This window comes from Chryseobacterium pennae (assembly GCF_003385515.1).
GTDB classification, from domain to species: domain Bacteria; phylum Bacteroidota; class Bacteroidia; order Flavobacteriales; family Weeksellaceae; genus Chryseobacterium; species Chryseobacterium pennae.
Genome location: NZ_QNVT01000004.1, coordinates 207,269 through 221,844 on the forward strand (window position 1 = coordinate 207,269; position 14,576 = coordinate 221,844).

Annotated in this window: 10 protein-coding genes; 4 read left to right on the top strand and 6 right to left on the bottom strand. The window is 35.4% G+C overall.

All coding sequences use genetic code 11. The features are described from left to right. Positions 1–32: 32 nt before the first annotated feature. A complete protein-coding gene (locus tag DRF65_RS06715; RefSeq protein WP_115969992.1) occupies positions 33–437 on the bottom strand; it encodes a hypothetical protein in 405 nt (134 codons plus the stop codon). Between the two features lie 420 nt (positions 438–857). Between DRF65_RS06715 and DRF65_RS06720 the strand changes: the two genes are divergently transcribed. Beyond that, positions 858–3,770 (top strand): insulinase family protein, encoded by a 2,913-nt coding sequence (locus DRF65_RS06720; RefSeq protein ID WP_115969993.1) that lies wholly within the window; start codon positions 858–860, stop codon positions 3,768–3,770. Positions 3,771–4,344: 574 nt separating this feature from the next. On the opposite strand, the gene DRF65_RS06725 is transcribed toward DRF65_RS06720, so the two are convergent. The 5 genes from DRF65_RS06725 to DRF65_RS06745 are packed head-to-tail and all read right to left on the bottom strand — an operon-like array spanning position 4,345 to position 10,977. Further along, entirely contained in the window at positions 4,345–4,788 is a 444-nt protein-coding gene (locus tag DRF65_RS06725; protein WP_115969994.1) for an ABC transporter permease, read from the bottom strand. Positions 4,789–4,794: 6 nt separating this feature from the next. Then, positions 4,795–5,226 (bottom strand): hypothetical protein, encoded by a 432-nt coding sequence (locus tag DRF65_RS06730; RefSeq protein ID WP_115969995.1) that lies wholly within the window; start codon positions 5,224–5,226, stop codon positions 4,795–4,797. Next, positions 5,226–6,365 carry a beta-ketoacyl-ACP synthase III gene (locus DRF65_RS06735; RefSeq protein WP_115969996.1) on the bottom strand — a complete coding sequence of 380 codons (1,140 nt, stop codon included), beginning with the start codon at positions 6,363–6,365 and terminating at the stop codon, positions 5,226–5,228. Before DRF65_RS06735 ends, DRF65_RS06730 begins: the two co-directional genes overlap by 1 nt. A 1-nt stretch (position 6,366) precedes the next feature. Continuing rightward, complete coding sequence (locus tag DRF65_RS06740; protein WP_115969997.1) at positions 6,367–7,281, bottom strand: hypothetical protein; 915 nt, start codon at positions 7,279–7,281, stop codon at positions 6,367–6,369. 42 nt (positions 7,282–7,323) lie between these two features. Further along, on the bottom strand, positions 7,324–10,977 hold the full coding sequence (locus DRF65_RS06745; protein ID WP_115969998.1) for an MMPL family transporter: 3,654 nt from the start codon (positions 10,975–10,977) through the stop codon (positions 7,324–7,326). A gap of 193 nt (positions 10,978–11,170) precedes the next feature. Here DRF65_RS06745 and DRF65_RS06750 point away from each other — a divergent pair, with 193 nt between their 5' ends. From DRF65_RS06750 to DRF65_RS06760, 3 genes are read left to right on the top strand one after another with little or no spacing between them, the layout of a single operon-like run. Then, a complete protein-coding gene (locus tag DRF65_RS06750; protein ID WP_115969999.1) occupies positions 11,171–12,172 on the top strand; it encodes a hypothetical protein in 1,002 nt (333 codons plus the stop codon). Then, positions 12,172–13,311 (top strand): EpsG family protein, encoded by a 1,140-nt coding sequence (locus DRF65_RS06755; RefSeq protein WP_115970000.1) that lies wholly within the window; start codon positions 12,172–12,174, stop codon positions 13,309–13,311. The genes DRF65_RS06750 and DRF65_RS06755 overlap by 1 nt, the downstream gene beginning before the upstream one ends. Positions 13,312–13,333: 22 nt before the next feature. Next, a complete protein-coding gene (locus DRF65_RS06760; protein ID WP_115970001.1) occupies positions 13,334–14,392 on the top strand; it encodes an acyltransferase family protein in 1,059 nt (352 codons plus the stop codon). Positions 14,393–14,576: the final 184 nt, after the last annotated feature.

Genomic DNA, 14,576 nt, shown 5'->3' on the forward strand with positions numbered 1-14,576 from the left:
ATAGGTGAATAAAATGGTGTGTATGACCTTATTTATTTCCCGTCGAAGTTTTTTAGTTCATTCACTGAAATCCCAAATGCATCGGCATATTTTTTCAGTGCAGTTTCGCTAAGTGTTTTAAATACTTTGGGTTTGAAGTGTCTTTTTACCCTCCATTGCCACATTCCTACATAAGAGGCCAATACTCCCAGATCCATTTTATTATGTTCCATAAAATAAACGATAGGGCTTACGATATTATTGGCAACGTTCTGTTTGGCTTCTTCAATTCTCTCATGTATCAATTCCATGGACTCGTCCAAAGCTGCTTTTTTGGCATCCCAGCCCGTACTGTTGGCTGTTGTATAATTATCATTTTCATCCGTTACATACAGAACTTCTGTCATGTTAGCGGATTTCAGATTACTTTCGTCTTGAGGCAGGTCTTGTTTTTTCATCTGAATGTTTAATTTTTTAGATTCCAGATGAAATGAGATTCACCTGTTTTGATTCTTTTAATCAGGTGGCTAAAATAGTGAAAATACATAATATGAAAATTATGCCAAACCTGATCATGATATTGTTATGAAATAGAGGTGATATCAGTGTTTTGGTCAGGGCTTACACTTCAGTACTTATGAATTTATTTTCCCGTTTATATAAGGCATGAATTAATTTTATCTTCATCCTTCAGGCTCAGATAGTATAAAAAAAACTGTTTTTCTCAGTTTTTAAAACAAGGATGTTTAACTATCGGGATGTAATGAAATCTTAAGAAATACTGTTAATACTTATAATGGAAGCTGTAACAAGTACTCCATATTATAAGACTAATGGATTTGAAATTTGGATAAAAAAATAACGATTAAATACTAACTATGAAAAAAATTTTTATTTCTGTTTCGCTTTTCTGCATGCTTAGTGCTATGGCTCAGAAATTCGATACTCAGAAATTAACTGATGCTCAGGGTTATACTTATGAAACAGTAAAGAATGACCAGGCAGGAGTAAGAGTCTACACTCTGAAAAACGGATTGAAGGTTTATCTGGCAAAAAATGAAGATGCTCCAAGAATCCAGACTTATATTCCGGTAAGAACGGGATCTAATAATGACCCAAGTGATAATACGGGACTTGCTCACTACCTAGAGCATATGGTCTTCAAAGGAACTTCGCATCTTGGAACCCAGGATTGGGCAAAAGAAAAAGCCTTATTACAGCAGATTTCCGATCTTTATGAACAGCATAAAGCAGAGAAGGATCCGGCAAAGAAAAAAGAGCTCTATAAAAAGATAGATGAGGTATCTCAGGAAGCTTCAAAATTTGCCATTGCGAATGAATATGATAAAGCTATTTCTTCATTAGGTGCCACAGGAACCAATGCACATACCTGGCTGGATGAAACTGTTTACAAAAACAATATTCCATCCAATGAGCTGGAAAAATGGTTAAAGGTTGAAAAGGAACGTTTTTCAGAACTGGTACTTCGTCTTTTCCATACAGAATTGGAAGCCGTGTACGAGGAGTACAACAGAGCTCAGGATAATGACGGACGTTTGGTAAACTATGCTTTGATGGAAGCCCTTTTTCCAAAGCATCCCAACGGACAGCAAACCACTATCGGTACTTCTGAACACCTGAAAAGCCCTTCAATGATTGCTATACACAAGTATTTTGATACCTACTATGTGCCTAATAATATGGCGGTAGTATTGGTTGGAGATATAGATTTCGATAAAACTATAAAGTTAGTTGACCAATATTTCGGATCTTTCAAATACAAGGATATTCCGATGAAAAAGATGGTGACGGAAGCTCCAATGAATCAGGTTGTTTCCAGAACAGTAAAAAGCCCCTCTACTCCAAGAATGACAATGGCATGGAGAACGGATTCTTATGGAACGCAGGAGGCTAGACTTGCAGATGTAGTCGCTGAAATTCTAAGCAACAGAGGAGATGCAGGGTTGATCGACCTTAATATCAATCAAAAGCAAAAAACTTTAGGGGCAGGTGCTTATGAATCTCCATTCAAAATGTATGGAATGTTTGCATTATCTGTTACACCTAAGGACGGGCAAAGTTTTGATGAAGCTAAAAAATTGTTATTGGACCAGCTTGATCTGGTTAAAAAAGGACAATTCCCGGATTGGCTTCTTAAAGCTATTGTAAATGATAAGAAAGTTCAGCGTATGAAAGGTTTTGAAACAGCTGACGGCCTGGCTACTGAGCTTTACGACTCTTATATTAAGGGGAGAACCTGGGAGCAGGAGCTGGATGAGATCAATCAGTACGAAAAGATTACTAAGGCTGATGTTGTAAAGTTTGCCAATGATTTCTTTAAGGATAACTATGTGGTTGTTTACAAAGAAAAGGGTGTGAATGATAAGCTTGTTCGTGTAGAAAATCCGGGAATTACACCTATTAAACTGAACAGGGAAGCTCAATCGCCTTTCCTTAAAGATATTTTAAATACTAAAGTTACTGAAATTAAGCCTGAATTCATCGATTATAAAACTGCAATTCAGACTTCAAATATAAAAGACAAAACGGTAAATTTTGTAAAGAATAAATACAATGAAATTGCTCAGATAAGTTATGTTTTCCCTTTCGGAACAGATAATGATAAAGAACTTTCGCTGGCAGGTACTGTTTTCGAATACCTTGGAACGGATAAATATACTCCGGAGCAACTGAAGGAAGAGTTCTATAAGCTGGGGGTTTCTTATAGATTCATAACATCGAATGACCAAACGACTATTACTTTATCCGGGCTTGAAAGCAATATGAAGAAAGGCGTAGAATTAATGAATCATTGGTTATCAAATGTAAAGGCAGATAAAGCTGTTTACAGCCAGACGGTAAAAACAATTCTTGAGGCGAGAGAAGCAGGTAAGAAAGATAAGGTGAGAATTATGGGAGCACTTTCCAACTATGCAAAATATGGAAAGGAGTCCAGAATGATAGATGTTATCTCCAAAGCACGCCTTGAGAGCATTGATGCTACAGAATTAATGAAAAAGGTAAAAACGCTAAACCAATATCCTTACCAGATACTGCTTTACGGAAAAGATCAGGCAGGTATGGAAAATGCTGTAAAACCTTATATCACCAATACAAGTTTGCAGCCTGCAAAAGCTAAGGAATATGCAGAACCTGCTACAACAGGAAAAGTATACTTCACAAACTATGATATGGTACAGATGGAAATGGCTAAAGTAGCAAAAGCAAGCCCTGTAAACCTAAACAATTTCGGAAAAGCAAATGTGTTCAATGAATACTTCGGAAGAGGCTTATCTTCTATTGTTTTCCAGGAGATCAGAGAAAGTAAATCTTTAGCTTATTCTGCTTATGTTTCTTATGCTAACGCTTCAGAAAAAGGGCATGCTAACTATATTACCAACTATATTGGAACACAGTCCAATAAACTTCCTTTAGCTGTAAATGCAATGAGTGAGCTAATGGCTGAATTACCGCAGATTCCAACACAGTTTGAAAATGCAAAAGGGTCAGCATTGAAACAGATTGCATCCAACAGAATCAACAGAACGAATATTTTCTTTAGTCAGTTGACACTTAAAAAGCTAGGTGTTGATTATGATATCAGAAAAGATACATACGCTGAAATTCAGGGGCTGACATTGCCTCAGCTTACAGGATTCTACAACACTGAGGTGAAACCTGTACAATACAATACGGCGATCATTGGTAAAAAAGAAAACCTGAATATGGAATCCATCAACAAGATGGGAGAGTTCCAGGAATTGTCTCTTGAAGAGATTTTCGGATACTAATATTTTAGTTTTAATAATAGGTGAAGTGGAGCAGAAATGCTCCACTTTTTTGTTTGAATATGGTATTTGTCTGATAGTGAATGTTCCACAGAATTGTAGAATGTTTCACGTGAAATATAATGCTGTTTAAGCATAAATGTTACGAATAATTCCACAAATAGGTGCAATCATTTATAAGGTGTTGGGTTATTGTTTTTAACCCAATAGTTTGCAAAAGGATTATCCATTGTCGATATTTTCGATCGCAAAGGCGTTTCACTTAGCAAGGGAAGAAAGAAATATCTTTGATCAGTTTGTTGGGTTTTAATTCAATAGAGGAGGGCTAAAAGCTTTCCTAAATAAAAAATAAAATTACTTTGGCTTTAACCAAAACCTATTTATTGGGGACACAATACCCTCTCTCTCAAAAATAGTCAGGAATCTTAGCTGGGTGAAACGCCCTTGCGAACTTAAAAAAATAGAAATAAGCACTTTCTTTGCGACCGTAGCGTTAAAACATAAAGAAAAAATATCAATCATTGTAAAACAAAAAGCTGCACGAAACGTACAGCTTTTAAAGTCTTTTTCTTTCTTTTTATGATTTTACCTCCTGAATAAACAGGTTAATCTCTGCTCTTATCAACAATTCATCATTGTTGAACGTTTCGCAGAAGATATGGCAGATATTTTCAAACTGGGAAATCAGTGATGCTTTTGAAATGATCTTGTCATTTACTTTGGGGAGCCCGAAAACCTCAATCTTTTTGATATTAGTGATAAAACCTATCACCTTGGTATTGGCTTCAGGATTTTCAAAGAAGCTTTGTCCAAGGATGGATGAACAGGTCTGTGCCAGGTTCTCAATTAAACCTGCTTCTACAAATTCATTATTATGAACAAATATATTGTTTTCTTTTATTTCAAAGGAAGTCACTACTTTTTCCTTGGTCAGTTCCAGAATATAGTCTGCCATAAGCATCGGTTCACGATGCGGTAAAAAGTTGTGAATATTGATGATATTTTCTTCCCTGATTTCCATTAAAAGTTATTTTACAGCAGTTTTCATTTGAGATTTTGCAATTACTTCACCATTTAATTTCGTAACGATGTCTACCAGAGTTACTCCCATTACTTCATTGAGGATGGTTACCTCCGATTTCAGATGATCCCCAACTTTAGGCAATATTTCAGCTTCAAAAGATTTGATGGCTCCAATGTATCCTGTAGGAGCGTCTTTTCCAAGCAGATAATACTTGTACCCTGTATGAAGTGCTACACTCTGTGCCTGATGCTCAATCAGCCCGGAAGCCTGAAAAAATCCGTCCTGAACAAATAGATTACCGTCTTTAATTTCAAATCCGGAAATAAGATGGTTTTCAGAATATTCCGACAGCTCATGGACCATGACAAATGGGGCACGTTGTGGAATAAGGCTTTCTACAAAATTTTTATCGGATGTTGGCAGTCTGTTTTCCATTAGCAAACGGTTAATAAAGAGCAAGAATAGGCAAATCTTCCGCTTTCAGGAACGCAAAGAAGAATTTTTTCTCCTTTTTTCAATGTTCCGGAGTTCATCAGTTGCTCTAAGGCGATAAAGATAGATCCGGCTCCGATATTTCCTACTTCAGAAAGGTTGTAGAACCATTTTTCAGCAGGGAAATCCATTCCTTTTTTAGCAAATTCTTCTTTTAACCCGTCTTTGAAATACCCCGAAGAGATATGAGCCAATACGTGGTCAATTTTTTCAGGATCCAGATTATGTTTATCGAAAGAAGCCCTTAAGCTTTCAGCACCTTTTACAAGAATGTATTTATCCAGAATCTTTGTATCCTGTTTGATAGCGAAAATAGATTGCTTCAGCCATTCGTCAGATGGATAATCTGCCCATGATTTTAAGCTTCCGTCTTCCTGTTTGTCACATCCTGCATACATACATGCTTCAATCTCATGAGCGTAAGAATAGAAATCGATAAATTCCACTCTTAAAGAAATTCCGTTTTCTCTGGGTTTATTTTCCAGTAAGAAAGCACCTGCTCCGTCAGAAAGCATCCATCTAAGGAATTCTCTTTTGAAAGCAATAATAGGTCTTTCTTCTAATAATATTAAATTTTCAGCTTCATGATTGAATTTATCTGCCGTCATCCATGCAGACATTCTTTCAGAACCTGCACATACTGCGCTTTCCTGTACTCCGGCTCTTACCGAAAGGAATCCGTAGTTAAGGGCATTCATCCCTGAGTTGCAAAGTCCGGTAGCTGTGTTGATCTCAATAGATTTTCCGATGTTCAGCTCGCCATGAACCATAGAAGCATGTGAAGGCTGGATCTGATCCGGAGACGTAGTTCCTACGGATAAGAGCTTCATATCTTCTTTTTTGAAATTTTCATCAAAAAGTCCTTCGATTGCTTTTGCGGTAAGCTGTGCATTGGAATGCGTAGGGTTTCCTTCTGTATCTAAAGCGTAATATCTTGTAGTAATTTTATTATTTCTTAAAATAAGTGATCTGGCTTTAGAAGGTGCGTCATTGATAAGCCCAAGATATGTTTCCATTTCCTCATTTGATACCGGTTCATTGGGTAAATATTTTGAAGCTTTTGTTATAAATACGTCGTACATTCTATTTTAAATTAATTCCTTGTAAATATCTTTTTTGTTTTTGTCTTTTAAACCAAAATATAGGGGTTGTAAGCAGGTGTAACACCAAAACGACAGGTGAGATGATCCATATCGCAGCCATCAAATATACCTTAAAGAATTTTATCAGCAATGGGCGTTTCTCTTTTTTCTTGATAATCAGATTAGACCACACCGTGAAAATCTTGTTTCCTACCTTTTCTACACGTACTAAAAACGGGCGGATTTCAATGGCTCCGTTTTTTACAAGATCAGGTTGTAGATTTTCGAAATCATTGTTTTTGAAATGTCTTTCAATGATCGTTCCGTATTTTACTGATCCTGTAATTTCTTCATCTGAAACTCCTGCTGCCGGAAGCATTCCTGATTTTTCCTTTTGTCCTGTAGTCAGCCAGCGGAGAATAGTAAGTACACTGGTGTAGTTATCATGTCTGTCTACCAATGCGATGTTTCCTACAAGTTTGGCTTTCAGGTCTCTGAGGTATACTTTTAGTTTTTCCTGAGAAAGCATCCACATATTCCGGGTTCCGGAAATGGTAACTATAGGAGTGTCTTTAAGGATGCGTTCTGCATAGCCACTCTTCAAAAATGAAATGATCGGAATAGAGGGTGTGAGATACCATACCTGATATCCGAACAGGATGAGGTCATACTTTTTGTTCAGTACTTCTTCTGAAGGCGGTACAATTTCTTTAGGGATTTGTAAATAAGATTCCGGAAAGGTGTTGAAAAAAACATCACCTGGCCAGGGAAAAGGAAAATCTTCCTTTAGCTGAATATTATAATAGGTAATATCATATTCTTCCTTTTGAACTTCAAAAGGCTTGGCTATATTTCTCACGATATCTTCCAGCTGGCCGGTTTGGGAATAATATATGACAAGTATATTTTTTTTCATGGAATCTTTTTAGCGTTTACAAAAATATGTTTTTCATATTTATTATTTAGTTTTAAATACTTTTAATGATTCAGAACTAAATTCTAATGTATAATTTTCACTTTCTATCCCCGAGTTTTTGCTGTTGATAAAAATGATGGTTTCAGGAAGAACCTGAATTTCATTAAGATCAAAACTATCATCTGAAATCAGAAGGATATCAATGCTTTTATTCACTTCAGACAAATCTTTTATATAATGTATCTTTCTTCTTTTTACAAGATAATTATGGGCTGCTGTTGCTCTTTTTTCATCATTCCTGATCCAGGAAAAAACTCGTCTGCTTGCCTGGTAAAGAGTAAGTAATACATCTTTTTGACCAAAATCATCTGAAATATGCAGGATATTGGCATCTGTGGCAATATGTTTATTCAGTTCAAAGTAAACCGATTTATTAGTCTTAAAATCTTTCTTTACTTCTGTTACCACTTCATTATCCTTATATAAATTGCTTAGGAACAACTGCTTTTTAAAATAATTTTCATCCTCAATCTCTTCTCTCAGTTTAGCAAATTCATCTCTGTAATAAGCATTGATCTTTTTTGTTCTTTCAGAATAGTTTTTACCAAAAGCTACATCATCTTTACTGATTCTGTCGCCCACTTTTACAGTGATGCTTCCATCGTAGATAATGAAATCCCCTTTTGGGAGAACTTCAGAATTTCCGTGGATATATAAAGGAAGAACATCCAATTCAAACTGTTCTGCAAGATAGAAGGCTCCTTTATGAAATCTTTTAACATCATTGGTGTAGGAACGTTCCGCTTCAGGGAAAACAACAAGAGAATAGCCCTGTGCAATTTTTTCCTTCAGTTTATCCATCCCATTTTCAATGCCCTGAGAAACCGGATAAAAGCCTAATGCCCTAACCAGTTTACCAAACACCGGAGATTTGTACACCCAGTCATTCACTAAATAAATGATTTTATGAGTGGCCATTGCAATCGCCAGTGTATCTAAAAAAGAAGTATGGTTAGCAATAATAACAGCTGGTTTACTAAAATCTTCATTGGGATTTTTAATGACCTTCTTCTTTACAAATGGATTCGAATATAGCACGGAAGTTAAAAACTTAGCTAAAATAAGTTTAATGATATCCAGAGTTTTCCCTTTTGAGTTTTTCACAAAGAAACTTCCCACAGCAGAAAATAGCATTCCTCCAAGCCCATAATATAAAAAGCTGATGACTGACACGATCAATAATCTGAATGTAATTGGAGAAAGTCCTTTTTTTGCCCTGTTAGTAATCAATAATCTGAACCAGAACGGATATAGAGTAGAAGTAATGATAATCACAGAGAACATTCCAATCAATGCTACCAAAGCTAATGAATGTAAAGCCGGGTGTTTGGCAAAAATCAGAGATCCGATGGACAAAATGGTTGTAAATACTGCCAGAATAATAGATGTTCTATACGTTGGAAGTTCATTTTTTCCTGTTGTATGCTCTTTTTGCATAGCCTGGGTAAGGAAAATACTGAAGTCATCTCCAACTCCAAAGACCAATGTACATACTACGGTACTGAAGATATTCAGTTCCAGTCCCATAAAATATAGAAGCCCGGCTGTCACTACCCCGGTTAGAACAATAGGGAACATGGTAAGAACCGTTAGTTCAAAATTTCTGAAGAAAACGATAATTGTTAAAATAATAGCCAGAAGAGAATAATTGATCAGTGTATTGAAATCTCTTTTTAATAAACCTAAAAAGTTTTCATTCATCTGCTGACGGTCAATTGCCAGGGCATTATGCTTCTTTTCAATATCCTTGATAAAGGCATCTCTTTTATTCTCGTCAACCTTTACCACATTCGAAACCGTATAAAAATCTTTTTCATGGCTCATAAACTCTGAAATCTGGAGTGCCTTCACCTTTTCATAGTCCCTGATGGTTAACGTAGAGTAATTTTTATTTAAAATTTCATTGAAATTGTCAAAAGCCGAACTGTTGAACCCGAATTTATTTCCGTTACTGACTAATTCAGAGACTGTCTGGCTCTTTTTGCTGTCATTCCAGAAGTTTTTCCATTCAGTAATTTTCTTTTGCTGATCTTTTTCAGACAGAACAATACCTCCAATTGAATTGTAACTTAATATTTTACCTTCTTTTTTCTCTTGCTCAAGGAATGTATTTAACTGGGAATTTCTTGCTAAAGCCTGCTCTTCAGAATTTCCGTAAGAGATCGTATAGATAGATTTTGAAGTAATATCCGAAAGCTTTTGCAGTTTTGCCTCACTGATCTTCATTTCTTTCGGAATATAATTCAGGTCACCAATATCTTCATTAAACCCAACATGCCTGAATCCAAATAAACATGCTAAGATGACTATAGAACATCCTATAATCAAAGGTTTATTTTTTTCGTACGGATAAGATCCGATCTTATCAATGAAATTGGTGTTATGATTTTCTTCAGTATGTTTAGGCTGATAAAGCTGGGGAACAATAATTAATGCGGTAACAGAAGATAAAATAACTGTAATGGCTGCAAAAAGTCCCAGATCCTTTAATGCTTCTGACCGTACAAATACCAGACACAAAAAAGAAACCGCAGTTGTCGCACTACTCAATATTATGGGTTGGGTAATTTCCTTATAGAGTTCTTCAATATTGTTATTGTGCTTGTAATGGGTAAGAATGTGCAGGGCATAATCTATGGTAATTCCGATAAGAATAGCTCCCACACTTAATGAAATGGCCGAGATTTTATCCTTAATAAAATACAATACCATTAAAGCCAGCAGAACTGAGAAGACTGTCGGAAGGAATACAATGATAGGGGTAAAGAAGTTCCTGAAATAATAAATCAGCAGGACCAAAAGTACTGTCATTGAAATGACAACTGTATTCTGAATGTCTTTTTTGATCTGTTTGGCATTGGCTACAGCAATCACCGGAGATCCGAAATAGCTGATCTCTGTTTTTCCTTTGAACTGTTTATTAAGATTATCTTTTATCGTATCAAGTTCATCAACGAAGGTTTCATTAGCCTTGGTATCATTGCTTTTGTTTTTAGGATCTATAAACAGCAAAAGGTTTTTTCCATCCTTGGTTACAATATAGCTGTCTTCCAGTTTAAAATCCTTGCTGATGTTTAAGGCATTTAATTTTTTGATTCCTAAAAAGGTCAGCCCAAGAGGGTCTTTTTTGATAAATTCCTTAGTGACAAGGCTGGTAGGTGAAGCCAATGAAATATAATTATCTTCTATTCGCCTGGCAATACTATCCTTCCCAAGCTTTTCCTGAATCTCTTTGTAGTCGTTTTCATTGAGAAATAAAGGCAGATTCTGACTGACGAAGTCAAAGGTTTCTGAAATTTCATTATCATTTACTTTCCCCTGAACAGTACCTATGTATCTTTGTAAAGGCTCTATTTTCCGTAAAAAAGTATCAGCGGTTTCAGAAAGCTGGAAGCTGTCTTCGCTGGATTTATTTTCTATGATAACGATGATCTTATCCGAAAAGTTAAGCTGCTTAAGCACTTTTGCTGTAAGATCCGATTTTTCATTTTTAGGGATGATCTGATTGATGTCCTCTTCAAAATTAATCTTTGAAGCAAAAAAAAGACATAAAGCGGCAATTCCTAAGGCTGTAAATACAGAAAGGATTTTATTTCTGGAAATCAGATAATATAAAAATATAAAAAAGCGATGCATTGCATTTGGATCAAGTCTGCAAATTTAAATTTTTAAGAGTTACATCAAAATAGTTAGGGATAAGTTTTGTCTGAAAATCAATAAAATATTCTAGGCAGAATGAAAAATTATTCTACTTTTGCAAAAGTTCCCTTTTGATGAAATGTATTTTAAACCACAATTATTATTCAAAAAATAAGAATCTGTTTTTGATATGTTGACAAAAAATGATGAAAAAATAAACGGATTCCTATTTGTTGCAGTACTCCCGTTTCTGCTGTTTGCGATGTCTTACTATGGCTTTGAATCTTCCTATGTAAGATTGAAGACTATGGATAAGGCTCCAGACTTTATGTTTGCTTCGGTATATGCTTACAGAGTAATACCCAATTATCTGAGTGTATATGTTACAGAAGCAGTAACATTCTTTGTAAACAATTATCTTCCCTTTCTTAAGAGTTTTCTTTTAAAGCAGGGAACACTCTTTTATCATAGCATTTTTCTGATCAACAGTTTCTTTTTTGTGCTGTCTTCGATCATTTTACATATGATTTTTAAACTAAAATCTGTAGGAGCTCTTTTGTCTTTGAATATCAGGAGACTGATCCATTTGCTGGCCATATTCTTTATCGTTATCGTGCAGTATGTGCCTACCAATTGTGATTCTATTGCCATTTTCTTTTATCTCTGGGGAGCATTGCTTTCCCTGAAATATTTGCAGAACAGGAATATTTCGGACTTTATCCTTTTATGTGCAGTTGTATGTATTTCAACATTGGCAAGAGAGACTTCATGCCTGAATATTTCTTTTTTTGCTGCAGTCTGCATTGATTTTAAAAAACTTAAAAATCGGGATTTTACATTCATCAGAGAACTTGTGTTTTTGGTGATTGCCTTTATCATTCCTTATGCCGGGCTTAGAATGATGATCCATCAGGACGCATCTTTTGTGGAAGGAATTTATTTTCTGGATAACTTCAGCAGTCCTTTTAATATAAGCGGGCTTTTATTTGGGATGATAAGTGTATATTTCAGTTATATATTGTGTAATAACGAAGGAAAAATACTGATCAGAAAGTACCTTTTCTTTTCCCTGCCTTATCTGATAATGATTGCGATGGTGGGACTCTTCTGGGAAGTAAGGTTATTTATTCCTTTAATTCTCACGGGGTTTATATTTACTTCGTATCAATTTAAAAACACCATAACCGCCTAATGAATTTATTACACCCTTATTATATCATTGCAGTCATTTATATGCTGATTTTCAGTTTTCAGGAAGTGTATTCCGGGAAAACGAATAAAAAGGCGCTTTATATTTTGGCGGTATTTCTTGTCATTATTGCAGGATTTCGTGATGATGTGGGGCCGGATTATGGAAGTTATGTGGGAATCTATGTATATTCTGATACGAAAGATTATCTGAGTATTTTTCTTGCAGCTCTTTCAATAAAGGGGCCACAGGTGATGGAGCAGGAGTGGCTCTATGTGTTGATCAATAAGATTCTGATCAATATTTTTGATGCTCCTTTCTACATGCTGACCTTTGTAATAGCAGCATTGGTAACTTTTTTTAAAACAAAATTTGTTGAAGAAAATACCCATTATCCCTTTACCTTTTTGGTTTTTGTCTTTATTCCGGGCTTCTTTATTGGAGAGAGTGGACAGATCAGACAAAACTTAGGGTGTTTCATGGCATATTGGGCAATACGGTATATTAAAGAACGGAATTTATGGATGTATCTTTTATGGATCTATCTTGCAGCAGGTATTCACAATGTTTGTTATCTGATGCTTCCAATGTATTGGATCGCCAGAGTTCCGTTGAATAAGTTCTGGATGCTTCTTTTTATTCTGATATCAGTATTTCTTTCTCCGTTTGAAGTATACCGGTACTTTGGGGATATACTAGGGAATTTTGCCTCTGAAAGTACCCTGGTGGAAGGGTTCAATGGTTATGTGGATGAATCTGTAGAGCGACTGAACGGAGGTTTCGGAATTCCGGAGGCGATGCTGGCTATCTGTACCGCCTTCCTGTTTATTTTTGATACAAAAATGAAAGAAAAATATCCTTACTACGAGTATCATCGGAATTATACCGTAATAGGAATCTGTTTCTATTTTATTTTTAGAAATAACCCGATTTTCTCGTCCAGATTAACGGGGACTTTCCTTGCATTTTCCTATATTTTAATTCCCAATACGATGTTTGTGGTTTCTAAGGGGATGAGAGCCGCTATACACAGCTTCATTGTAGCTTTGGTCATTTTTAACTTTGTGGTATTCTCCAGCTTTAAAAATATTACAGCAGGTAGATTTACAATAGATCTCTATCACAACCATATTCTCCCGTAAGAGGTTTTATATTTTATGATTTATGGCTGAACAGAAAAATAGAATATTAGTTTTAGACGGTTTAAGAGGACTTGCAATTTTGTTGGTTTTTCTTTTTCATGGATATTATATTTGGAGCAAAAATTATCCTTTCGGGGATTTGTTCAAAGACAATCTGCTGGTAAAATATGGAGATCTGGGCGTGCAGTTGTTCTTTCTGATATCCGGGTTTGTCATTCTGATGTCTATGGAAAAAACAACAGGCTTTATTCAGTTTATCAAAAACAGATGGGTGAGGCTTTTCCCCAGCATGCTGATATGCTCCTTAATTATCTATATTACGGCTGGATTCTTTTATGAAAGACCTTTGGGGATTCCTGAGCTTAAATCTTTGCTTCCCGGAATTCTATTCGTAGATGAGGGATTGCTGGAGCGTATTTTTAAAACCGATTTTCCTGTTCTGGAATCATCATTCTGGTCCTTGTATATTGAAGTAAAGTTTTATGTGATTTTCGGTGCGCTTTATTATATGTTTAAAAGGAACCTGGCATTGTTAGGGATCTTTATCATTTATTTGGTGGCTGTGTCATATCAGATCCTGGAATTCCATCACTTGCTGCCTCCGGAATTGTTGAAATGTAAAGCCTATATTGGAAACTTCGTCTATTTCGGATGGTTTGTATCTGGTGCACTCATGTATATTTACTATAAAGAAAGAGATAAAAGATATCTGTATGCTTTTGTAATTGCCACAATATGTGCCATGTTTTATATGTACAGGCTTCAGGATATGACGAGAAACGTGTATCTTATTATTTTGGTTCTTGTTTTTGTAGGAGCGTTATTCTGGAAGCGAATGGAGCGTTACTTTTCTATGAGGCTGTTTACTTTTGTGGGGTTTGTGAGTTATCCTGTTTATTTATTGCATGAAAATATGATGATTTCATGGATGCTGAAAATAGATAGATTTATTACGGTCCCTTACTGGCTTTTACCTATTATTTCATTTTCACTTGTAATTCCTGTAGCATATGTGGTTGCAGAATATCTTGAGCCTCCGATTCAGAAAAAATTAAAATCAATGCTTAAAAATATTAAATAAGAAACGGTATCATTACCGTTTTTTTTATTTCTTCTGGATTTAAAAAGAGTAAATTTTATATTCCTGAAAGGTTTGTTTTACTATTGGATTATTTCTCAGATAAAATATTCTTATTTGGATGTTAAACGGTTGTTTAATAGATTATTGTCGATTTATGTCACCTGAATCTGTTTTTTCATATATT